Genomic DNA, 22,795 nt, shown 5'->3' on the forward strand with positions numbered 1-22,795 from the left:
AAGTCATCATGAAACTGAATGAAATCAAAGACAACGAAGGCGCCACCAAGGACCGCATCCGCGTTGGTCGCGGTATCGGCTCCGGCAAGGGCAAGACCGGTGGTCGCGGCGTGAAGGGTCAGAAGGCTCGTTCCGGCGTCGCCGTCAACGGCTTCGAAGGCGGCCAGATGCCGATCTATCGTCGTCTGCCGAAGCGCGGCTTCACCAACATCTTCGCTTCCGAATACGTCACCGTATCGCTCGGCCGTATCCAGACCGCGATCGATGCCAAGAAGCTCGACCCGAAGGCCACGATCGATGCTGCTGCCCTGAAGGCTGCCGGCGTCATCCGTCGCTTCAAGGACGGCGTGCGGATCCTGTCCGACGGCGAACTGAAGGCCAAGGTTTCGATCGAAGCCGCCGGCGCCTCCAAGGCTGCCGTCGAGAAGATCGAAAAGGCCGGTGGCTCGATCAAGCTTCCGGAAGCCGCAGCGGCTGAATAAACCGTTTAAGATCGCCCGGAGTGCTTCACACCGGGCGATTTTGCTCCCATATGTGAGCCTCACGATTCCGGGACCGGTCGCCAGGCCGGCGTATTCCGGAGCCATACGGAAAACAGGGTGAGGCACAGATTGCACCTGCGATCCCCGCCCGTTATCTGAAACTGAATTTGGACTGCATTCCGGAACCGGCACACCCCCGCCGCCGGAATTGGTCAGGCGGAGAGATGCATGGCTTCTGCAGCGGAACAACTTGCCTCCAACCTCAATTTCTCGACCTTTGCCAAGGCTGAGGATCTCAAGAAGCGGCTGTGGTTCACGCTCGCCGCACTGCTCGTCTACCGTCTCGGCACGCATATCCCGCTGCCCGGGCTCAATCCCGAGGCCTATGCGCAGGCATTCCGCGGGCAGGCCGGCGGTATCCTCGGCCTCTTCAACATGTTTGCCGGCGGCGCCGTCGAGCGCATGGCGATCTTCGCGCTCGGCATCATGCCGTACATTTCCGCGTCGATCATCGTGCAGCTGATGACGTCGGTCGTTCCTTCTCTCGAAGCGCTGAAGAAGGAAGGCGAGCAGGGCCGCAAGGTCATCAACCAGTACACCCGCTACGGCACGGTGCTCCTCGGAACCCTGCAGGCCTACGGCATTGCGGTCGGCCTCGAGAGCGGCAACGGCCTCGTCGTGGATCCGGGCTGGTTCTTCCGCATCTCGACCGTCGTCACGCTTCTTGGCGGCACCATGTTCCTGATGTGGCTCGGCGAGCAGATCACCGCTCGCGGGATCGGCAACGGAATTTCGCTCATCATCTTCGCCGGCATTGTCGCCGCGCTCCCGACGGCTCTTGCCGGGACGCTGGAACTCGGCCGCACCGGCGCGCTGTCGACGGCGCACATCCTCGCGGTCATCGTCGTGGCGATCGGCGTGATCATGCTGATCGTCTTCGTGGAGCGTGCGCAGCGCCGCCTGCTGATCCAGTATCCGAAGCGCCAGGTCGGCAACCGGATGTTCCAGGGCGATACCTCGCACCTGCCGCTGAAGCTCAACACGGCCGGCGTCATCCCCGCGATCTTCGCCTCCTCGCTGCTGCTGCTGCCCGCCACGGCGGCCGGCTTTGCGGGCAGTTCCGAGATGCCGGGCTGGGCAACCACCATCATTTCGGCGCTCGGCCACGGCCAGCCGGCATTCATGGTGCTCTACGGCCTGCTCATCGCGTTCTTTGCATTCTTCTATACGGCGATCGTCTTCAATCCGAAGGACACCGCCGACAACCTGAAGAAGCACGGCGGCTTCATCCCCGGCATTCGCCCGGGCGAGCGGACGGCCGAATACATCGACTACGTCCTGACGCGGATCACCGTCGTCGGTGCGGCATACCTCGTCTTCGTCTGCGTGCTGCCGGAGCTGCTGATCGCCCGTACGGGCGTACCATTAGCCCTTGGTGGGACTTCGCTTTTGATCGTTGTCAGTGTAACTCTCGACACGGTTGCACAGATCCAGGGTCACCTTATTGCTCAGCAGTATGAGGGGCTGATCAAGAAGTCGAAACTGCGTGGAGGAAAGAGGGGACGATGAGACTGATTCTTTTGGGACCGCCGGGCGCGGGAAAGGGAACCCAGGCCCAGCGGATCGTGGAGAAGCACGGCATTCCGCAGCTCTCCACGGGGGACATGCTGCGCGCCGCGGTGGCCGCCGAAACCGATGTCGGCAAGCGCGCCAAGGCGGTCATGGATGCAGGCAAGCTCGTCTCCGACGATATCGTCATCGCCATCGTCTCCGAGCGAATCGACCAGCCGGACTGCGCCAACGGTTTCATCCTCGACGGCTTCCCGCGGACGCTCGTCCAGGCGGATGCCACGGAGACGATGCTGCGGGACAAGGGCATGGACCTTTCCGCGGTCATCGAACTGAGGGTCGACGACAAGGAACTGATCCGCCGGGTATCCGGCCGCTATTCCTGCGCCCAGTGCGGCACCGTCTACCATGACACAGACAAGGTTCCGGCCAAGGAAGGTGTCTGCGACAAGTGCGGCTCGACTCACTTCAAGCGTCGCCCCGACGACAATGCCGAGACGATGACCCAGCGCCTCGAGGTCTACTACAAGGAGACCTCTCCGCTGATCGGCTACTACTATGCCAAGGGCAAGCTGAAGTCCGTGGACGGCATGGCCGAGATGGACGCCGTTACGGCGGAAATCGAGAAACTGCTCGCGGCTCTCTGAGCAGCCGCGGCATTCCAAAGAATCTTGGCGGGGCCGGTTGCATTTTTTAACCGATTCCGCTAAACACCGCGCCAACTCGCGACAGCATATGCGATCGGTGCGGATCTCCCCACTAGGGTGTCCGGGTCCGATCGTTTTGACCTGTTCCGGATGGATTTGAACTGGCGGCCTTAGATTGGCTGCTCTCATGGAAGAAGTACCACTTGCCGGATGGCAACTGGAACGCAAGGAGAATAGGCGTGGCACGTATCGCTGGCGTCAACATCCCGACTGCGAAGCGCGTCGTTATCGCGTTGACGTATATTCACGGGATCGGCCCGAAGTTCGCACAGGAAATCATCGAGAAGGTCGGTATCCCGGCTGATCGTCGCGTCCATCAGCTGACGGATGCGGAAGTCCTGCAGATCCGCGAAGCCATCGACCGCGACTACCAGGTCGAAGGTGACCTGCGTCGCGAGACCTCGATGAACATCAAGCGTCTGATGGACCTTGGCTGCTACCGCGGCCTGCGTCATCGTCGCGGCCTTCCGGTCCGCGGCCAGCGGACGCACACCAATGCCCGCACCCGCAAGGGTCCGGCAAAGGCTATCGCTGGTAAGAAGAAGTAATTTCCCGGGTAACTCCGGGCGAGGGGAGGCCGGCGGCAATTCGCTGGCCTCTTTTTGAGTTTGGTGCCGGATCTCGGTCCGGTTCCGGTGGAGCCGCTGGAATTACGGCGGTGACGAGATCAACGAAAGGAAGACCATGGCCAAGGAAGCCACCCGCGTCCGCCGTCGCGAACGCAAGAACATCACGTCGGGCGTTGCCCACGTCAACTCGACCTTCAACAACACGATGATCACCATCACGGACGCTCAGGGCAATGCGATTGCCTGGTCGTCGGCTGGTGCCAAGGGCTTCAAGGGTTCGCGCAAGTCGACTCCGTTTGCCGCTCAGATCGCTGCCGAAGACTGCGCCAAGAAGGCTCAGGAACACGGCATGAAGTCGCTGGAAGTCGAAGTCTGCGGTCCGGGTTCCGGCCGTGAATCGGCTCTGCGCGCCCTGCAGGCTGCCGGCTTCATGATCACTTCGATCCGTGACGTTACGCCGATCCCGCACAACGGCTGCCGTCCGCGCAAGAAGCGCCGCGTCTGATCGTTGGATGCGTCGGCCTTCGGCCCGGTCGCATTGAACTCGCGTAATGCCGCCTTACTTCGTCGTCGAAGTCTGGCGGTTTTGCCGTACCGCCGAAAGGCAATGTCTTACGGTGCTTCTCATGCTCGGTTGCCACGATTGAATGGTGGCAACGAACGGAAGGTTTAAAACATGATCCAGAAGAACTGGCAGGAACTGATCAAGCCGAACAAGGTGGAGTTCACCTCGTCCGGCCGCACGAAGGCAACGCTGGTTGCAGAGCCGCTTGAGCGGGGCTTCGGCCTGACGCTCGGCAACGCCCTGCGCCGGGTGCTTCTGTCGTCGCTGCGCGGCGCGGCTGTGACCGCCGTCCAGATCGACGGCGTTCTGCACGAGTTCTCCTCCATCCCCGGCGTTCGGGAAGATGTGACGGACATCGTGCTGAACATCAAGGAAATCGCCATCAAGATGGATGGCGACGACGCAAAGCGCATGGTCGTGCGCAAGCAGGGCCCTGGTGCCGTTACCGCTGGCGACATCCAGACGGTTGGCGACATCGAGATCCTGAACCCCGACCATGTCATCTGCACCCTCGACGAGGGCGCGGAGATCCGCATGGAGTTCACGGTCAACAACGGCAAGGGCTATGTCCCGGCCGAGCGTAACCGTGCAGAAGACGCGCCGATCGGCCTGATCCCGGTCGACAGCCTCTACTCGCCGGTCAAGAAGGTGTCCTACAAGGTGGAAAACACCCGCGAAGGACAGGTTCTCGATTACGACAAGCTGACCATGACCATCGAGACCGATGGTTCGGTAACCGGTGAAGACGCTGTCGCCTTCGCCGCCCGTATTCTTCAGGACCAGCTCTCGGTCTTCGTCAACTTCGACGAGCCGCAGAAGGACGTCGAGGAAGAAGCCGTTACCGAACTGGCGTTCAACCCGGCGCTCCTCAAGAAGGTCGACGAACTGGAACTCTCTGTCCGTTCGGCGAACTGCCTGAAGAACGACAACATCGTCTACATCGGCGACCTCATCCAGAAGACCGAGGCGGAAATGCTGCGCACTCCGAATTTCGGTCGCAAGTCGCTGAACGAGATCAAGGAAGTTCTGGCATCCATGGGCCTCCATCTTGGCATGGAAGTTCCCGCCTGGCCGCCGGAAAACATCGAAGATCTCGCCAAGCGTTACGAAGACCAATACTAACTAGTCAGACTGCAGGCGAATGCCTGCAAGTGAAGGAGACCAGACATGCGCCACGCAAAAGCAGGCCGCAAGCTCAACCGCACCGCAAGCCACCGCAAGGCGATGTTCGCCAACATGGCGGCTTCGCTCATCACCCATGAGCAGATCGTGACCACCCTGCCGAAGGCAAAGGAAATCCGTCCGATCGTCGAAAAGCTCGTCACGCTCGGCAAGCGCGGCGACCTGCACGCTCGTCGTCAGGCGATCTCGCAGATCCAGGACCAGGACGCCGTCCGCAAGCTGTTCGATGCAATCGCATCGCGCTACGCCACCCGCAACGGCGGCTACCTGCGCATCATGAAGGCCGGCTTCCGCCAGGGCGACAATGCCCCGCTCGCAGTCATCGAATTCGTCGAGCGCGACGTCGATGCCAAGGGCGCGGCCGACAAGGCCCGCGTTGCTGCCGAAGCTGAAGCAGCAGAAGCCGCTTGATGATCTGATCCGCCTTGCGGATCTGTTTTAAAAGGCCGGGTGGAAACGCCCGGCCTTTTTCGTCATCTGGCGGCGCGCGCCAGTCGCGGCGTTCCGCGTTTCCAGTTCAGGAACGGCCGACGCAGGGGCCGGTAGAGAAGCAGGAGGACGATGAGCGCGATGTGGACGAAGGGGACGAGCGTCACGGACTTGACCGCAAGGAAGTAGTGCAGCGCCCCGCCGAGCGCCACCGGATAGATGAGCCGGTGCAGGCCGTTCCATCTCTGTCCGAGGCGGCGTATCGACCAGTTGTTGGAGGTCAGCGCCAGGGGCACGAGGCAGGCGAGGCAGACCATGCCGATGGTGATATAGGGGCGCTTGGCTATATCCGCACCGATCGATCCGAAGTCGAGGCCGCGATCGAGGATCAGCCAGACGGAAAAGTGCATCAGCACGTAATAGAAGGCGAGGAGCCCGAGTGCCCGCCGGTAGCGCAGCCAGTTGATGCCGGTAAAATCGCGCAGCGGCGTGATGGCAAGGGTCGCGATGAGAAAGCGCAGCGCCCATATGCCGAGCAGGTGCTCGAACGTCTTCACGGGATTGACGCCGAGGCCGCCGGTTGCCCCCAGGTAGAAATACCAGGCCGCCGGCACTAGGCCGGCCGCATAGAGCGCCCAGATGCTGGGTCCGTGCAGCCGGCGGGGCAGGGCGGGGATTGCGGCCATCAGTAGTTCGCCTTCAGGTCCAGTCCCTCGTAGAGGCCGGCCACTTCCTCGGCATATCCGTTGAACATCAGGGTCGGCCGGTTGGCGACCTTGAAGAAGCCGCCTTCGCCGATCCGCTGCTCGGTGGCCTGGCTCCAGCGGGGGTGATCCACTTCCGGGTTCACGTTGGAATAGAAGCCGTATTCGCGGGCGTTTGAATTCTTCCAGGTCGTCGGTGGTTCGTTCTCGACCAGCGAGATCCGGACGATCGACTTGATGCTCTTGAAACCGTATTTCCACGGGACGACGAGCCGGATGGGCGCGCCGTTCTGCTTCGGCAGCGTCTCCCCATAGAGGCCGACGGAGAGGATGGTGAGGGGGTGGCGCGCCTCGTCGAGCCGCAGCCCTTCCACATAGGGCCATTCGAGCGGCTGGAAGAGCCCCGTCTGGCCGGGCATTTCCTCCGGCCGGACCAGCGTCTCGAACGTCACGTACTTGGCGCTGCCGAGCGGGTCCACCTGGTCGAGGAGTGCCGAGAGCGGAAAGCCGATCCACGGGATGACCATCGACCAGCCCTCGACGCAGCGCATCCGGTAGACGCGTTCCTCGAGCGGCAGCTTCATCAGTTCCTCGATGCCGAACTCGCGCGGCTTGCCCACCAGCCCGTCCACCTTCACCGACCAGGGCAGCGGATTGAAATGCTGCGATCTCTCGGAAGGATCGCTCTTGCCGGTCCCGAATTCGTAGAAGTTGTTATAGGTCGTGACGGCTTCCTTGGGCGTCAGCATCTCGTCGGTGGAATAGGGGCTTGCCGATGCGGCAAGGGGTGCGGCGAACGCCGGTCTGGCCCCGGCGGCCAGCGCAAGTCCGGCCGCCGCGGTCCCGAGAAAGGTGCGGCGCGACATGTAGACCCCGCGCGGCGTGATCTCGGAGGCTGGTATGCGGGGCGGATGATAGACGGGCATGACGGTCTCCCTGGGGCGGCGGCTTTGTCATCTATACGTAATCCGGGTGCGAACGGTTTCACAGCGTCGGAAGCGCCGGCGAAGGGCAATTTTGCGTGAGGCGTACCGGGGAGTACCGTTTCCCCCGTCCGTGATAGTGACACCTTCTGTCGTCTGGAGTAGGAAAGTCGTTCAATCCGGGCGTCATCCCAAGCCGGCGGGCGCCGATACCAGATCGAGGACAAATCCATGCCTGCCTATCGTTCCAGAACCACGACCCACGGCCGCAACATGGCTGGTGCGCGCGGCCTGTGGCGTGCCACGGGCATGAAGGACAGCGACTTCGGCAAGCCCATCATCGCCGTGGTGAACTCGTTCACCCAGTTCGTCCCGGGCCACGTCCACCTGAAGGACCTCGGCCAGCTCGTCGCGCGCGAGATCGAGGCGGCCGGCGGCGTGGCCAAGGAGTTCAACACGATCGCCGTGGACGACGGCATCGCCATGGGCCATGACGGCATGCTCTACTCGCTGCCGTCGCGCGAGATCATCGCCGATTCCGTCGAATACATGGTCAACGCCCATTGCGCCGATGCCATGGTCTGCATCTCCAACTGCGACAAGATCACCCCCGGCATGCTGAACGCCGCCATGCGGCTCAACATCCCGGCCGTCTTCGTTTCGGGCGGGCCGATGGAGGCCGGCAAGGTCGTCCTGCAGGGCAAGACGGTCGCCCTCGACCTCGTCGATGCCATGGTGGCGGCCGCCGACGACGCGATTTCGGATGCCGATGTCCAGGCGATCGAACGCGCCGCCTGTCCGACCTGCGGTTCCTGCTCGGGCATGTTCACGGCCAATTCCATGAACTGCCTCACGGAGGCACTTGGCCTGTCGCTGCCGGGCAACGGCTCGACGCTTGCCACCCATGCCGATCGCAAGCGCCTGTTCGTGGAAGCCGGCCACCTGATCGTCCATCTCGCCCGCCGCTGGTACGAGCAGGAGGACGAAAGCGTCCTGCCGCGCTCGATCGCCACCAAGCAGGCCTTCGAGAACGCCATGGCGCTCGATATCGCCATGGGCGGGTCCACCAATACGGTCCTGCACATCCTCGCTGCGGCCTACGAAGGCGGCGTCGACTTCACCATGGACGACATCGACCGCCTGTCGCGCAAGGTTCCCTGCCTGTCGAAGGTCGCGCCGGCCAAGAGCGACGTCCACATGGAGGACGTCCACCGCGCCGGCGGCATCATGCGCATCCTCGGCGAGCTCGAACGCGGCGGCCTCCTGAACCGTGATTGCTACACGGTGCACGAAACGACGCTCGGCGACGCCATTGACCGCTGGGACATCACCCGCACCAATAGCGAGACCGTGCGCACCTTCTTCAAGGCTGCCCCCGGCGGCGTGCCCACCCAGGTTGCCTTCTCCCAGTCGTCGCGCTGGGACGATCTCGATACCGACAGCGAAAAGGGCGTCATCCGGTCCGTGAAGAACCCGTTCTCCAAGGATGGCGGGCTGGCGGTCCTCTACGGCAACATCGCGCTCAACGGCTGCATCGTGAAGACGGCGGGTGTTGACGAATCCATCCTCAAGTTCACCGGTCCCGCCCGTGTCTTCGAAAGCCAGGACGCCTCGGTCAAGGCCATCCTCAACAACGAGGTCGTCGCCGGTGACGTGGTCGTCATCCGTTACGAAGGCCCGAAGGGTGGCCCCGGCATGCAGGAAATGCTCTATCCGACGAGCTACCTGAAGTCGAAGGGCCTCGGAAAGGCCTGCGCGCTGGTCACCGACGGACGCTTCTCCGGCGGCACGTCCGGCCTGTCCATCGGCCACGCCTCCCCGGAAGCGGCCGAGGGCGGGGCGATCGGCCTCGTCCGCGAGGGCGACATGATCGAGATCGACATTCCCAACCGGACGATCAACCTGCTGGTTTCCGATGCCGAACTCGCGCATCGTCGCACCGAGCAGGACAAGGCGGGCTGGAAGCCGGTGGCGCCGCGCAAGCGCAACGTCACGACGGCCCTCAAGGCCTATGCCGCCTTTGCGTCGAGCGCCGACAAGGGCGCCGTGCGGATATTGCCGGAATAGGCCGGTCTTCAGCCCTCATGCTGCGAAACGACGAGGCTGACCGGCGCGTGATCGCTGGTCTTCGCCTTTTCCCGGAGGACCGCGTTGATCCTGCCGTGAATCTCGTGCTCCACCCAGCCTGAGCGGGGCTTGACGATGAGCGGCCCGAGACCCCGTCGGCTGAGCGCCTCGGTGAAGGTGATGTGGTCGAGCAGGATCGTCGGCGACCGCAACGGATCGAGCTCATCGACGAAGCTGACGGTCCAGCGCAGGTTCTGCGGATAGTCGAAGAGCGCGTGGTTCAGGAATTTGCGGGCGAAGAAGACATCGCCCTGCAGCACGCCGATCAGGTCGTGGAGCAGGTATTCGCGCTCCAGCAGTTCCTTGCCGGGACCATCGTTGAGGTCCCCGATAACGAAGATGATCGGCAGTTCCTCCTGCGCGAAACGCTTGTCGATATAATAGCGGACATCGGTCGCCTCGGTCGTCAGCTTGGCCCGGGCGAGATGCGCATTGGCCATGAACCATGCGACATCGGCGCGGGCGTAATAGGCGTCGCTCGTTTCGCCCGCGTGCCGTGGGGGGACCTCGATGCCGATATGCTTGCTCTTGAAGTGGCAGCCGATCACCTCGACCCGCCGTCCCTGGTAGGTGAGCACCAGCACCTGCGGGTGGCGGTAGTGGTCGTGCGTGTGGCGGATGTTGGCGCCGGCGCTCATCGTCTTCTTGTCGAGCGAGGGCGCGGACAGGTGCCAGTTGCCCCCGGCATGGCTGCCGAGCGATGCCTCTTCCGTATAGTTCCGCCAGATTGCAAGATCGAGGAGATGCGCCCCGCAGGTATCGGCGAGGGCCGGCTTCACCAGGAACCACATCCACTGCTCGCCGAGCGTGCCATAGGCCTTGTCGCTTTGGCCGGCATGGGTGATCAACCGGTATTCCGGAAGGTAGGCGGTGACGAATTCCTGCATCGCCTCGGCGCCGCGGATCGCCTCGATCATGAAGAGGATGTCCGCGTCGATCTCCAGAACCTCGCCGCGAAGGGCCTGCAGCTTGGCCTGCGCATCGGCCATCGATGGCCGCCGGCCGGTGAAGCTCCTGGATCTCTCCTGGTATCTCCCGCTCGTCACGCCGAAGGAATCGATCAGCCATTCGACATTCCAGGTCGTCAGCTTGAACGCCTGTGCCATCATCTCCTCCCTCGGAGAGCCCGTGGCGTCAGTCTAACACACCGCCATTGGGCGCGGTATGACGGCACTTGGCGGCCTTGGCCGGGAGAAAGCCGCTGCCGGGAACGGTCGTTGCCGCGGGCGGCATGCCGGGCTGCTATCCTTGTTCGGCCACCTTTCCTTTCTAGCCTGCAGCGCTACAAATCGGGACGGTAATTCGTAGCGAGGAATCACATGCTGACCATTCGAATGGGCCTGTCGGCCTGTTTTGCCGCCCTTCTTTTCCTGCAGCCCGTCGCCGTTGAGGCGCAGGAGGAAAAGGCGGTGCCCAAAAGCCAGGCGGAAATCCAGCTCTCCTTCGCGCCGCTGGTCAAGCGGACGGCCGGTGCCGTCGTGAACGTCTACGCAGAGCGCGTCGTGCAGCGGCGGAACCCGTTTGCCGGCGATCCCTTTTTCGAGCAGTTCTTTGGCCAGCGCATGCCGAACCGCAGCGAGAAGCAGTCCTCGCTCGGCTCCGGTGTCATCGTCTCGAATAACGGGCTGGTGGTGACCAATCATCACGTCATCCAGGGCGCCGACGATATCCGCATCGCGCTTGCCGATGGCCGGGAGTTTGCCTCGGAAGTGCTGCTCAAGGACGAAAGCCTCGATCTGGCGGTCCTGAAAGTAAGCGGCCGCCAGGATTTTCCCGTCCTGCCGATCGGCAATTCCGATGCAGTAGAAGTCGGTGACCTCGTGCTTGCGATCGGCAACCCGTTCGGCGTCGGCCAGACGGTGACGAACGGCATCGTTTCCGCGCTTGCCCGCAACCAGGTGACGCCCGGCGATTTCGGCTTCTTCATCCAGACCGACGCCTCCATCAATCCCGGCAATTCGGGCGGGGCGCTCATGAACATGAACGGCGAACTGATCGGCATCAACACCGCGATCTTCTCCCGCGGCGGCGGCTCGAACGGGATCGGCTTTGCGATCCCCGCCAACCTCGTCAAGGTGTTCCTTGCCGCAGCGGAGAAGGGCGACAAGACCTTCGAGCGTCCGTATATCGGTGCGCGCTTCGAGCCGGTGACGTCGGACGTGGCGGAAGCGCTCGGCCTGGACGCGGCCCGCGGCGCGCTTGTCGTCGGGGTCGTGGAGGGCGGTCCGGCCGACAAGGCCGGCCTGAAGCCCGGCGAAGTGATCACCGCTGTCGATGGCATTGCGGTCGAGCATCCCGATGCGCTCGGCTACCGCCTGACGACGGCAGGCCTTGGCCAGGAAGCCGTGCTGACGGTCCGCTCCGACGAAGTCCGCGAGATCGCCATCGCTCTTGGTTCAGCACCCGAAACGCCGGCTCGCGACGAGCGCCTGATGGAGGGCCGCAATCCCTTCGCCGGGCTCCGGGTCGCCAACCTCTCGCCGCGCCTCGCGCAGGAACTGAGCATGGAAGCGGAGAAGAGCGGCGTGGTCGTCGTCGACGTCGCCCGCGGTTCGCCCGGCAGCCGCCTCGGCTTCCGGCCGCGGGACATTCTCGTTTCGCTGAACGGCGTTGCCGTTCCCTCGACCCGCGTGATGGAAGACATGCTGGCCGAGGATCCGGGCTTCTGGCGCGTCGAGATCGAGCGGGACGGTCAGCGTATCCGGCAGTTCTTCCGATGAGCGGCGACCTCTTCGCGCCGCAGGTCCCGGACGAGGTCGCGCGACTGCGGCCGCTTGCCGATCGCCTGCGGCCGAAGTCGCTGGCGGAGGTCACCGGCCAGAAGCACCTGACCGGCGAAGACGGCGTCCTGCGGCGGATGATCGCCTCGGGCTCGCTCGGCTCGATGATCTTCTGGGGGCCTCCCGGCACGGGCAAGACCACGGTTGCGCGGCTGCTGTCGGGGGAGGCGGGCCTCGCCTTCGAGCAGATATCGGCCATCTTCTCCGGCGTCGCCGACCTGAAGAAGGTCTTCGAGGCGGCGCGCATGCGCCGCATGGAGGGGCGCCAGACGCTGCTCTTCGTCGACGAGATACATCGCTTCAACCGGGCCCAGCAGGACAGCTTCCTCCCCGTCATGGAGGACGGGACCATCATTCTCGTCGGCGCGACGACGGAGAACCCGAGCTTCGAACTGAACGCCGCGCTCCTGTCCCGCGCCCGGGTGCTTACCTTTCTGCCGCATGACGAGGAAAGCCTCGAGGAACTGCTGCAGCGCGCCGAGGAGGCGGAGGGAAAGACGCTGCCGCTCGATCCGGGCGCGCGAGCGAGCCTGATCCGCATGGCCGATGGCGACGGCCGGGCGGTGCTGACGCTCGCCGAGGAGGTGTGGCGGGCGGCGCGGGCCGACGAGGTGTTCGACACCGAGGGCCTGACCCGGATCGTCCAGCGGCGCGCGCCTGTCTACGACAAGGGGCAGGACGGCCACTACAACCTGATCTCGGCGCTGCACAAGTCCGTCCGCGGATCCGACCCGGACGCAGCGCTCTACTACCTGGCGCGCATGTTCGACGCCGGCGAGGACCCGCTCTACCTGGGGCGTCGTCTCGTGCGCATGGCGGTGGAGGATATCGGCCTTGCCGATCCGCAGGCGCTGGTGATCTGCAATGCGGCCAAGGACGCCTACGATTACCTGGGATCGCCCGAGGGCGAACTGGCGCTGGCGCAGGCATGCGTCTATCTCGCCACGGCGCCGAAGTCGAACGGCGTCTATACCGCCTTCAAGGCGGCGATGCGGGCTGCGAAGGAGAACGGCTCGCTGCTGCCGCCGAAGCATATCCTCAACGCGCCGACCAAGCTGATGAAGGGCGAGGGCTACGGGGAGGGCTATCGCTACGACCATGACGAGCCGGACGCCTTCTCCGGCCAGAACTACTTTCCCGAGAAGATGGGCAGGCAGGTCTATTACGACCCGCCGGTGCGCGGTTTCGAGCGGGAGATCCGCAAGCGGCTCGACTGGTGGTCGAAGCTGCGCAAGGAGCGGGGAGAGCCCTAGGAGGCCCGGCGCGCCGCTGCCGCAGGCGGCGTCAGCTTGACCGAGGATTCCGCAAGGCCGTGATGTCCTTCCATGTCGACGATCAGGTGCCAGTGACCGTCTTCCGGGACCACAAGCCGGATCGGCGACTTCCGGGCGACGCCACCGACATACTTGAAGTCGAGCAGTTCCTTGAAGCGCTGGAAATTGCCGGCCGTCATCAGCCGGACATTGTTGACGGCGCTGAGGGTGACCTCGACGACCGTCCCGCCGCGCTGTCCCTTGAGATCGAAATGTTTGAAACGAAAAGACGGTGCTGCCACGTCTGCCTCGATAAATGCATTTGAGTTTTCGGCAGCCTATCTCCGGTCCGGTTAAGGAATGGTGGAACCAGATCGCGTTTTGGGGGTTTTCCGATCGAACGACATGAAGAGGCATGGAATGGCAGCGATCAGGACAGACACCTACCTTACCGTTATCGCATCGATGATGGTCAACGCGGTGGTCTTCGGTTTCGGCGCGATCGCGATCCTCTCCATCCCGGTCCTGGCGGAGAATGCGAAGTTTCTTCTTCCCGCCTGGATCGTCTTCTCCTTCGTGGTGGCCCCGTTCATCGCGAAGCGGATCGCGCCGCGCATGCGTCTTCGGTACTGGCGCCGGCGCGAGGATGAGCGGCAGGCCCGCCCCGTCTGGGAATAGCAGTTCGACAATAAAAGGTGGCGTTTCCCCTGCCGCCACCGCCAGAACGAAAATGACCTCCAGTCCTAGCCCTGCCTCTCCCAAGGCAGGGTCTTTTTTTGTTCGTCGCGCTCCGACGTCGATGCTGGGGACAGTCGGTGAAACGGGGCCATATCTTGTCCTTTCGCCCACCCTCTGCCTTGTTACGGGCTTAGTCTGCATATCGATTCGGCGCGCCAAGTGGCGGGGCCGACGAACAAACGTGTCGCAAAAGGACAGTCCATGTCGGAAGACAAGAAGCAAACGATCACCGAAATGCGGCCCAAGATCGCGGTGATCGGCGTTGGCGGCGGCGGTGGAAACGCCATCAACAACATGATCGTCGAGGAACTCGAAGGGGTCGAGTTCATCGCCGCAAACACCGATGCGCAGGTGCTGGCGACCTCGAAGGCCACCCGCCGTATCCAGCTCGGCACCGCCGTCACCGAGGGACTGGGTGCAGGCTCGCTGCCGGAGATCGGCCGCGCCGCCGCCGAGGAATCGATCGACGAGATCATGGACCATCTTTCCGGGTGCCACATGTGCTTCGTCACCGCCGGCATGGGCGGCGGCACCGGCACGGGTGCCGCACCCGTGATCGCCCAGGCGGCCCGCAACGCCGGCATCCTGACGGTGGGCGTGGTGACCAAGCCCTTCACCTTCGAGGGCAACCGCCGCATGAAGACGGCCGAGGCCGGCATCGAGGAACTGCGCCGCGCCGCCGATACGGTGATCGTCATTCCCAACCAGAACCTGTTCCGCATCGCCGATGCCAAGACCACGTTCGCGGACGCCTTCATGACGGCCGACCGCGTGCTCTTTTCCGGCGTCGGCTGCATCACCGACCTGATCGTCAAGGAAGGCCTCATCAACCTCGATTTCGCCGACGTGAAATCGGTGATGAAGGGCATGGGCCGGGCGATGATGGGAACCGGGGAAGCCTCCGGCGACGGGCGGGCCCTGGTCGCGGCCGAGGCGGCGATCGCCAATCCGCTGCTCGACGAGATTTCCATGAAGGGCGCAAAGGGCGTGCTGATCTCGATTTCCGGCGGCTCCGACATGACCCTGTTCGAGGTGGACGAGGCGGCAAGCCGCATCCGCGACGAGGTGATGGACGATGCCGACATCGTCGTCGGCGCGATCTTTGACCGCGAACTCGACGGCAAGTTCCGGGTGTCCGTCGTGGCGACCGGGCTTGACGGCGGGCAGGGGGCAGCCGCCGCCGACCACGTCAACGGCGTTTCGCTCGAGACCGGCGCGCCGGTGCCGCGCTTCCTCCAGTAGCGGTCCCGGACGCCGCCCTTCTGACCTGATGCGCGGCCTCGATGGCCGCGCTCTCCTTTTTGTTACACTTGTTGATTGCGGCCAGGTGCCGCCCCGTCCCGAAGTTAAGGGACCGTTTAACAATTCATGAAATTCAGAACGAACCTGCCGGCGGTGCAGCCTGACGGGGCTGTAAGGCGGCCGCACCCGCCGCGGTGTGTGTAACCCGAGTAATGCCGGCATGTCTTGGACATGCGGGCCGTGTATGGAGTAGATCATGACAGCCAAGTCGTATGCCCTGGCGCTCGCCGCCGTTTTCGCCACAAGCCCCGCCCTTGCAGCGGACCTCACCTATTCGGAGCCTGCGCCGTCCTACGGCGAGCCCGTCGCCTCTTCGGGCGGCTGGACCGGCGCCTATGTCGGCGGGCATATCGGCACGAGCTCGGATAATCTCCGCCCCTTCTCCGGCGAGAGTGAATTCATGGGCGGCATCCAGGGCGGCTACAATGCCGAAATGGGCGGCGCCGTGGTCGGCGGCGAAGTCGAGTTCTCCCACATGGGCGATACGGAAGTCGACGTTCCCGGCGGCGAGCTGAAGGAGCGTTACCGCCTTGCCGCCAAGGCCAAGGTCGGCGCACCGCTCGGTGACACGCTGGTCTACGGCATCGCCGGCGCGGCGATGACCAGCCTGCGCGACACGTCCTCGGCCGAAGGCCCCGACGGCTGGAAGCCCGGCTGGCTGCTGGGCGCCGGCGTCGAGCAGAAGTTCAACGAGCAGATCTCCGGCCGCGTCGAGTACAACTACACCCGCACCGGCGACGTCCGCAGCTTCAACGGCACCTCGACCAACGAGACCAATCTCAGCGACCACACGATCAAGGCCGGCGTGAACTACCGGTTCTGATTGCGACAGTTGCGCCCTGCCTTCCGCAAGGCAGGGCGCAAACCTTACTTGTTGCAGGTGCCTGCCGCGTCCTTCGCCAGGCATTCGTTGCAGAGCTCCCCGCCCGGCGGCTTCGTCGGCCTTTCGACATAATCCGAAGTCGGCCAGTTGTTGCAGTTGCTGCACCAGTGCCACGTATCCTTCCCGTTTCGCCTTCTGTACGCCATTTGCTCCTCCTATGGTTGCATTGGAGAGACTATGCATATCGGCGGCTTCTTTCCACCAACCCGATGCATCCGCAGGTAGCCGAAGACGGAGCTTCGACGTGCAACGCCACTGCCGTTCGTCTTCGCGCTGCCGGTCCTGCTTGACCGGATGGGCGTGGCGATCGCCTCCATCGCTGCGCTGCTGTTGGTGACGACGAAGATGCGGTGACAGGCGCTTTTTCATCACGACAGGCTCCTCTCTTGTCCTCGGATCGCGCTCCGCTTGTCCGAGGATGACGGGCGGGCGGATTCATCCCTTGTCCTCGGGTCTCGCTGCGCTGGCTCGAGGATGACGGGTGGACGGATTCATCCCTTGGTGTTCTTCGAATTTCAAATCGGACGGGGCGCTGGAAGCTGCCTCGTAAAGTTAGTTTATGTGGCACCTCTCAGCGCCCCGTTCGGCGGTTTTTGCCCCGCGACTTGGGTCTCTCTGTCGAGGTCTGGGAGGAGGTGCTTTCCGCCGGTTTCCCGGGGTCCCGAGGCTTTCCGCCCCGGTCTCTCGTCGGACTTGAAAATCCGGCGACACCATCTCCGTCGACCCCCTTGTGTGCCGCACAGGCACGCCCGGCGCGCTGTTCGGGCATCAGAAGCAGGTGGCCGGTCCTTGCACCATCCCGCTTCCCCCGTGTCGCCGGAGGGAGACCATTTTCCGCGGACCCCGGTGATGAGGACTTACGTCGTTTCCCCACCACCAGCGCCGGCCCCGCCTCGCCAGCACGCCTGCCGGTGTATCCGTTGCGGAACGGGGAAAGTATGGGCACAGGTTTCGGGGACGGGGATGAGCGGGGATGATTTTTTTCGTTCGTCATCCTCGGGCTTGACCCCAGGATCCAGATACAAGCTGCAAAATCAGAGTGTTAGTCGTGCAGGCGACTTGGACGAGTTCCGTCCTGCGATGAAAATTGCCTGGTTTTGGATCCTCGGGTCAAGCCCGAGGATGACGAAGGAGAGAGGTGGGAGAGGGAATGCGCCGAGAGTGCCGCGCCGGCTCCTCTCCCCCTGTGGGAGAGGATGTCAATTTCAGCATCTTAGCGTCAGCTAAGTGCTAGAAATTCCAGGTGAGGGGACCGTATCTCGCCCGTCTACCCCTCACCAACAAAATCTGAGGTTTAGCCTCCGGCTAAGCCCTCGATTTTGTAACCTCTCCCACAAGGGGAGAGGGAGGCGTCGCGGTTTGTTTGACGCTAGACCGACGGCGATGGGGGCTCCGTCGTGCCAATCGTGCTCGTGCTGCCGTCTTCTTTCATCAATGCCCGACAAAGGCGGTCTAGCCGCAACACCAGGGTGGTAGCTAAATCCTGATAATGCTCCGGATCATCCGACCACCGATATAGCGTCATATCTTGAAGTGAAAGGACAGCGAAATCGTTGTCGCTGTCACGATCTCCTGGCCAGTTTGCCTGCACCAATGACAACGCTGCAAGAACGAAGCTCCTAGATAGCTTCGTGCCTTTCGTGTTCCAGATGTGTATAGCAGTGCGCTTCCCGTCGAGTTCAATGACAAAGTCGGCATCGAATCGAACTTTGAACTGTGAGTGGGGGCTTTCAAATATGACTGATTCACAGGTGGCCACCGGCCCGGGAACGAGCTTTCTCCATTTGATGTAGCGGATGATCCCGCGTTTGGCGGAATGCCGCTCTGATACCTTCTTGATGGAACTCAAGGATGATAGCACGTCAGCGGCTGAGTGGCTGCCGCTATTGAGACGCTGCAGTGCGAGGCGAAGGCTGCGGTGATAGTCGTAGCCCTTGCCGCTTGACGGCTTATAGCGCTCGCGTATCGCGGATTTTTGAGGCGCCTCGTTCAATGAGATCAGTCGTAAAAATGCGGAGAAACCGAAGGTTGGTGTCTTAGTCAAGTGGTCTTCCTTTGTTGAAAGTGAGTGGCTTGTGCTCGACTTCCAGACCGACTCCTCGTAAGGTCACCTTGCTACAGGGTGAGGAGAAATCTTTGCCGCGCACATAAAAGCGGTTTGCTTGTTGTGTATCGAAGCCGGCATCATTGCAGTGATGTCGGCTTCGTTGTTTTAGGGGAACGCTCATCCGGAGGTTGATTCCTGTTTCGTTCCGCCTTGCGTTTTGGCCCGAGATTTCTCTCGGGCCAAAGGTCTAGAACAGTAGATCTCAGCTGCACCCGCTCGTCGCACCACACGTGTCGCACTTCTCGCACGTGCCGTTCCGCACCATGGTGAAATTCTGGCACTCGGAGCACATGTTGCCGGTGTAGCCCTGGGCGATCGAGCGCATGCGGCGTTCGTTTTCCACCTTCTTGGCTTCCGTCTTGGCGGCAGCGGCGTCGGCGGCGGCCTTGTCGGAGAAGAGGGCGGTCGAGGCCTGCTGTTCCTCGGTCGCGAGTTCGTCCAGAACCTCCTCGGCGATTTCCTCGGCCAGTTCCTTCGCCCGCTCCTCGTAATCGCGCTTGAAGGCGACGATCTCGGAGGTGGAGGCGGCGACGGCCGGCTCCAGCTTGCGGGCGGCCGAGCCGGCGAACGCCGTCACGTTGCCGCCGGCGGACGCCTTGGCGGGGGCGGCGGTTGCCGCACCCTTTGCCTCCGACGAGCCCGACTGACCGCCCTGGATGAGGGTCGGCTTGTGGCCGCGGGTCCAGCCGGTCGAGATCAGGTTGGTCTTGCCTTCCTGGATGCCCTTGCCGAGCGCGGTGTTGGAGAAGTCCGACGTGTCCACATGGGCGAGGTCGTGGCGGTTGAGGTAGGAGACGGCGAGTTCGCGGAACACGTAGTCGAGGATCGACGTGGCGTTCTTGATCGCGTCGTTTCCGGTGACGATGCCGGCCGGCTCGAACTTGGTGAAGGTGAAGGCCTCCACATATTCTTCCAGCGGCACGCCGTATTGCAGGCCGAGCGAGATGGCGATGGCGAAGTTGTTCATCATCGCACGGAAGGCCGCACCTTCCTTGTGCATGTCGATGAAGATCTCGCCGAGGCGGCCGTCGCCGAACTCGCCGGTGCGCAGATAGACCTTGTGGCCGCCGACATTGGCCTTCTGGGTATAGCCCTGGCGGCGGTTCGGAAGCTTTTCACGCTCGCGGGTCACGCGCTCGATGACGCGCTCGACGATCTTCTCGGTGATCGTCACCGCCTGGGCGGCGACCGGCTGCTGGATCAGGTCCTCGATCGCCTCCTCGGCATCCTCCTCGTCGATCAGCGAGGCGTTGAGCGGCTGGGAAAGCTTGGAACCGTCGCGGTAGAGGGCGTTCGCCTTGAGCGCCAGCTTCCAGGACAGCATGTAGGCCGCACCGCAATCCTCGACGGTCGCCTCGTTCGGCATGTTGATCGTCTTGGAGATGGCGCCCGAGATGAAGGGCTGGGCAGCCGCCATCATGCGGATGTGGCTTTCGACCGAGAGGTAGCGCTTGCCGATCTTGCCGCAGGGATTGGCGCAATCGAAGACCGCGAGATGCTCGGTCTTGAGGAAGGGCGCGCCTTCCAGCGTCATCGCACCGCAGACATGGATGTTGGCGGCCTCGATGTCCTTCTTCGAGAAGCCGAGGTGCTCGAGCAGGTTGAAGCTCATGTCGGAGAGCTGTTCGTCGGTGACCTTCAGCGTATCCTTGAGGAAATCGGCGCCGAGCGTCCACTGGTTGAAGACGAACTTGATGTCGAAGGCCGACTTCAGCGCGCCGTTGACGGCCTCGATCTTCTCGTCGGTGAAGCCCTTGGCCTTCAGCGTGCCGGGATTGATGCCGGGCGCCTGGTTGAGGTTGCCGTGGCCGACCGCATAGGCCTCGATCTCGGCGATCTGGCTTTCCGAATAGCCGAGCGTGCGCAGCGCTTCCGGAACGGCGCCGTTGATGATCTTGAAGTAGCCGCCGCCGGCGAGCTTCTTGAACTTGACGAGCGCGAAGTCGGGCTCGATGCCGGTCGTGTCGCAGTCCATGACGAGGCCGATCGTGCCGGTCGGCGCGATCACGGTCGTCTGGGCATTGCGGTAGCCGTGCCGTTCGCCGAGTTCCAGCGCCTTGTCCCAGGCGGCCCGGGCATGGGCGACGAGGTCCTGGTCGGGATTGTCGGAATGGACGAGCGCGACCGGGTTGACGGACAGGCCTTCATAGCCGGCGCTCTCGCCATGGGCGGCGCGGCGATGGTTGCGGATGACCCGCAGCATGTTCTCGCGGTTCGGCGCAAAGCCCGGGAAGGGGCCGAGCTCGGAGGCGATCTCCGCCGAGGTCGCATAGGCGACGCCGGTCATGATCGCCGTCAGGGCGCCGGCAATCGCGCGGCCCTCGGTGGAATCGTAGGGAATGCCGGAAGACATCAGCAGGCCGCCGATATTGGCATAGCCGAGGCCGAGCGTGCGGTATTCGTAGGAAAGTTCGGCGATCTGGCGCGACGGGAACTGCGCCATCATCACCGAGACCTCGAGAACGACAGTCCACAGGCGCACGGCATGCTCGTAGTCGGCGATGTTGATGCGCTTCGTCGCCGCATCCTTGAACTGCAGGAGGTTCAGCGAGGCGAGGTTGCAGGCCGTATCGTCGAGGAACATGTATTCCGAGCACGGGTTCGACGCGCGGATCGGGCCGGCGGCCGGGCAGGTGTGCCAGTCGTTCATCGTCGTGTTGAAGTGCAGGCCCGGATCGGCCGATGCCCAGGCGGCGTAGGAGATCTGCTCCCAGAGTTCGCGCGCCTTCAGCGTCTTCATCACCCGGCCGTCCTTGCGGGCCGTCAGGTTCCACTCGCCGTCGTTCTCGACGGCGCGCAGGAAGTCGTCCTTCAGGGAGACGGAATTGTTGGAGTTCTGGCCGGAAACGGTCAGGTAGGCGTCGGAATCCCAGTCGGTGTCATAGGTCTTGAACTCGAGGTCCTTGTAGCCCTGGCGCGCGAACTGGATGACGCGCTTGACGTAGTTTTCCGGAACCTGGTCGCGCTTGGCGGCGCGGATCTCGCGCTTCAGCGCCGGGTTCTTGCCGGGGTCGAAGCAGTCGTCGTCGCTGCCTTCGCAGTTGACGCAGGCCTTCATGATCGCCTTCAGGTGCCGGGCGACGATCTTGGAGCCGGTGACGAGCGCGGCGACCTTCTGCTCCTCGCGGACCTTCCAGTTGATGTATTCCTCGATGTCCGGGTGGTCGATGTCGACGACGACCATCTTGGCGGCGCGGCGCGTCGTGCCGCCCGACTTGATGGCGCCGGCAGCCCGGTCGCCGATCTTCAGGAAGCTCATCAGCCCCGACGACTTGCCGCCGCCCGAAAGCTTCTCGCCCTCGCCACGCAGATAGGAGAAGTTGGAGCCGGTGCCGGAGCCGTACTTGAAGAGGCGTGCCTCGCGCACCCACAGGTCCATGATGCCGCCCTCGTTGACGAGGTCGTCCTCGACGGACTGGATGAAGCAGGCATGCGGCTGCGGATGCTCGTAGGCCGACTTGGACTTGGTCAGTTTGCCGGTGAAGGGATCGACGTAGAAATGGCCCTGGCCGGGGCCGTCAATGCCATAGGCCCAGTGCAGGCCGGTGTTGAACCACTGCGGGGAGTTCGGCGCGACGCGCTGGGTGGCGAGCATGTAGGCAAGCTCGTCGCGGAAGGCCAGCGCATCTTCTTCCGAGGAGAAATACTTGCCCTTCCAGCCCCAGTAGGCCCAGGTGCCGGCAAGACGGTCGAAGACCTGGCGCGCATCGGTTTCCGAGCCGTACTGCTCTTCCTTCGGCAGCGCCTTCAGGGCGTCGAGATCGGGGACGGAGCGCCAGAGGAACGAGGGGACATCGTTCTCTTCGACCTTCTTGAGGATCTTCGGTACGCCCGCCTTGCGGAAATACTTCTGGGCGAGAACGTCGGTCGCGACCTGCGAGAACTGCGCCGGCACGTCGATGTCGGCGAGCCGGAAGACGATCGAGCCGTCCGGGTTGCGGATCTCGCTCACCGCCTTGCGGAATTCGATCGCGCCATAGGCGCCTGTCTCTGGCGTGGTGAAACGACGTTCGATGCGCATTGCCTTGTCCCTCGTCTGCTGGCCCGTCGGGCACAAATATTTGGTCCGGCTGCTCACGCTATGGGGCAGCCGGGGAAACTTCATCATCCAGGTGAATCACTGGGATACCGACCTGTATATTGTGCTGATGGTGGGCTGCAATACTAAATATAGTACTAACAGGTTGTTTTTACCAGTCCCCATCACGATGTTGCGGCAGGCGCCAGGGTGCACGGAAATCCGTCTGGCGGACCGCCCCTCATAGCCGGGTCCGCCATTGTCATTCCGCCTGAAACTCATGAAGGAACCGGCGCCCGGATGGTCCCGGGCCGGTTGCCGCCGCAACACCTGGCCAATGTCTCGCGGGCCGGGAGATTCGTCAAGTCATAGATCGACACGCATTCTTAACCACAAGATATTGTGTCTGCCGCTGTGGAAAACGGGGAATAAATTTCCTCTGCAAATTCAGGTATTT

Annotated in this window: 20 protein-coding genes; 13 read left to right on the forward strand and 7 right to left on the reverse strand. The window is 63.2% G+C overall.

Features of this window, described 5'->3' with window-relative positions; genetic code table 11:
* Positions 1 to 8: 8 nt before the first annotated feature.
* From rplO to rplQ, 7 genes are all read left to right on the forward strand, one after another.
* Positions 9 to 482 carry a 50S ribosomal protein L15 gene (rplO, locus tag ACWGPT_RS08770; protein WP_452605200.1) on the forward strand — a complete coding sequence of 158 codons (474 nt, stop codon included), beginning with the start codon at positions 9 to 11 and terminating at the stop codon, positions 480 to 482.
* 228 nt (positions 483 to 710) lie between these two features.
* The gene (gene secY, locus ACWGPT_RS08775; protein WP_452605201.1) at positions 711 to 2,051 is read left to right on the forward strand and encodes a preprotein translocase subunit SecY; all 1,341 of its coding nucleotides are present in this window, start codon (positions 711 to 713) and stop codon (positions 2,049 to 2,051) included.
* Positions 2,048 to 2,698, forward strand: a complete 651-nt coding sequence (locus ACWGPT_RS08780) for an adenylate kinase (protein WP_452605202.1) — start codon at positions 2,048 to 2,050, stop codon at positions 2,696 to 2,698. Before secY ends, ACWGPT_RS08780 begins: the two co-directional genes overlap by 4 nt.
* A 239-nt stretch (positions 2,699 to 2,937) precedes the next feature.
* Positions 2,938 to 3,306, forward strand: a complete 369-nt coding sequence (rpsM, locus tag ACWGPT_RS08785; RefSeq protein ID WP_058329561.1) for a 30S ribosomal protein S13 — start codon at positions 2,938 to 2,940, stop codon at positions 3,304 to 3,306.
* A 136-nt stretch (positions 3,307 to 3,442) separates the two neighbouring features.
* Entirely contained in the window at positions 3,443 to 3,832 is a 390-nt protein-coding gene (gene rpsK / locus ACWGPT_RS08790; RefSeq protein WP_007766864.1) for a 30S ribosomal protein S11, read from the forward strand.
* Between the two features lie 171 nt (positions 3,833 to 4,003).
* Positions 4,004 to 5,014, forward strand: a complete 1,011-nt coding sequence (locus ACWGPT_RS08795; protein ID WP_452605203.1) for a DNA-directed RNA polymerase subunit alpha — start codon at positions 4,004 to 4,006, stop codon at positions 5,012 to 5,014.
* 45 nt (positions 5,015 to 5,059) lie between these two features.
* Entirely contained in the window at positions 5,060 to 5,485 is a 426-nt protein-coding gene (gene rplQ, locus ACWGPT_RS08800; RefSeq protein ID WP_452605204.1) for a 50S ribosomal protein L17, read from the forward strand.
* A gap of 62 nt (positions 5,486 to 5,547) precedes the next feature.
* On the opposite strand, the gene msrQ is transcribed toward rplQ, so the two are convergent.
* Positions 5,548 to 6,189 carry a protein-methionine-sulfoxide reductase heme-binding subunit MsrQ gene (msrQ, locus tag ACWGPT_RS08805; protein WP_452605205.1) on the reverse strand — a complete coding sequence of 214 codons (642 nt, stop codon included), beginning with the start codon at positions 6,187 to 6,189 and terminating at the stop codon, positions 5,548 to 5,550.
* Entirely contained in the window at positions 6,189 to 7,133 is a 945-nt protein-coding gene (gene msrP / locus ACWGPT_RS08810) for a protein-methionine-sulfoxide reductase catalytic subunit MsrP (RefSeq protein WP_452605206.1), read from the reverse strand. Before msrP ends, msrQ begins: the two co-directional genes overlap by 1 nt.
* A 228-nt stretch (positions 7,134 to 7,361) precedes the next feature.
* On the opposite strand from msrP, the gene ilvD reads away from it, so the two are divergent.
* Positions 7,362 to 9,197, forward strand: coding sequence for a dihydroxy-acid dehydratase (gene ilvD / locus ACWGPT_RS08815; RefSeq protein ID WP_452605207.1), 1,836 nt, complete (start codon positions 7,362 to 7,364; stop codon positions 9,195 to 9,197).
* An 8-nt stretch (positions 9,198 to 9,205) separates the two neighbouring features.
* On the opposite strand, the gene ACWGPT_RS08820 is transcribed toward ilvD, so the two are convergent.
* A complete protein-coding gene (locus ACWGPT_RS08820; RefSeq protein WP_452605208.1) occupies positions 9,206 to 10,363 on the reverse strand; it encodes an endonuclease/exonuclease/phosphatase in 1,158 nt (385 codons plus the stop codon).
* Positions 10,364 to 10,576: 213 nt separating this feature from the next.
* Here ACWGPT_RS08820 and ACWGPT_RS08825 point away from each other — a divergent pair, with 213 nt between their 5' ends.
* Together ACWGPT_RS08825 and ACWGPT_RS08830 are read left to right on the forward strand one after the other, a co-directional pair.
* Positions 10,577 to 11,977, forward strand: a complete 1,401-nt coding sequence (locus ACWGPT_RS08825; protein ID WP_452605209.1) for a DegQ family serine endoprotease — start codon at positions 10,577 to 10,579, stop codon at positions 11,975 to 11,977.
* Positions 11,974 to 13,290, forward strand: coding sequence for a replication-associated recombination protein A (locus ACWGPT_RS08830; protein ID WP_452605210.1), 1,317 nt, complete (start codon positions 11,974 to 11,976; stop codon positions 13,288 to 13,290). The genes ACWGPT_RS08825 and ACWGPT_RS08830 overlap by 4 nt, the downstream gene beginning before the upstream one ends.
* On the opposite strand, the gene ACWGPT_RS08835 is transcribed toward ACWGPT_RS08830, so the two are convergent.
* A complete protein-coding gene (locus tag ACWGPT_RS08835; protein ID WP_452605211.1) occupies positions 13,287 to 13,592 on the reverse strand; it encodes a DUF1883 domain-containing protein in 306 nt (101 codons plus the stop codon). The two genes, ACWGPT_RS08830 and ACWGPT_RS08835, sit on opposite strands and share 4 nt — an antisense overlap.
* A 118-nt stretch (positions 13,593 to 13,710) precedes the next feature.
* On the opposite strand from ACWGPT_RS08835, the gene ACWGPT_RS08840 reads away from it, so the two are divergent.
* The 3 genes from ACWGPT_RS08840 (at position 13,711) to ACWGPT_RS08850 (ending at position 16,153) form a co-directional block, all read left to right on the forward strand.
* Positions 13,711 to 13,968 (forward strand): hypothetical protein, encoded by a 258-nt coding sequence (locus ACWGPT_RS08840; RefSeq protein ID WP_452605212.1) that lies wholly within the window; start codon positions 13,711 to 13,713, stop codon positions 13,966 to 13,968.
* A gap of 261 nt (positions 13,969 to 14,229) precedes the next feature.
* Positions 14,230 to 15,270 (forward strand): cell division protein FtsZ, encoded by a 1,041-nt coding sequence (gene ftsZ / locus ACWGPT_RS08845; protein ID WP_452605213.1) that lies wholly within the window; start codon positions 14,230 to 14,232, stop codon positions 15,268 to 15,270.
* Between the two features lie 256 nt (positions 15,271 to 15,526).
* Complete coding sequence (locus ACWGPT_RS08850; protein WP_452605214.1) at positions 15,527 to 16,153, forward strand: outer membrane protein; 627 nt, start codon at positions 15,527 to 15,529, stop codon at positions 16,151 to 16,153.
* A 44-nt stretch (positions 16,154 to 16,197) separates the two neighbouring features.
* On the opposite strand, the gene ACWGPT_RS08855 is transcribed toward ACWGPT_RS08850, so the two are convergent.
* From ACWGPT_RS08855 to ACWGPT_RS08865, 3 genes are all read right to left on the reverse strand, one after another.
* Positions 16,198 to 16,359 (reverse strand): hypothetical protein, encoded by a 162-nt coding sequence (locus ACWGPT_RS08855; RefSeq protein ID WP_452605215.1) that lies wholly within the window; start codon positions 16,357 to 16,359, stop codon positions 16,198 to 16,200.
* Between the two features lie 1,223 nt (positions 16,360 to 17,582).
* Complete coding sequence (locus ACWGPT_RS08860) at positions 17,583 to 18,257, reverse strand: hypothetical protein (protein WP_452605216.1); 675 nt, start codon at positions 18,255 to 18,257, stop codon at positions 17,583 to 17,585.
* A 265-nt stretch (positions 18,258 to 18,522) separates the two neighbouring features.
* Positions 18,523 to 22,341 (reverse strand): vitamin B12-dependent ribonucleotide reductase, encoded by a 3,819-nt coding sequence (locus tag ACWGPT_RS08865; protein ID WP_452605217.1) that lies wholly within the window; start codon positions 22,339 to 22,341, stop codon positions 18,523 to 18,525.
* Positions 22,342 to 22,795 lie beyond the last annotated feature (454 nt).

It is taken from the genome of Pseudorhizobium sp. NPDC055634, assembly GCF_053618655.1.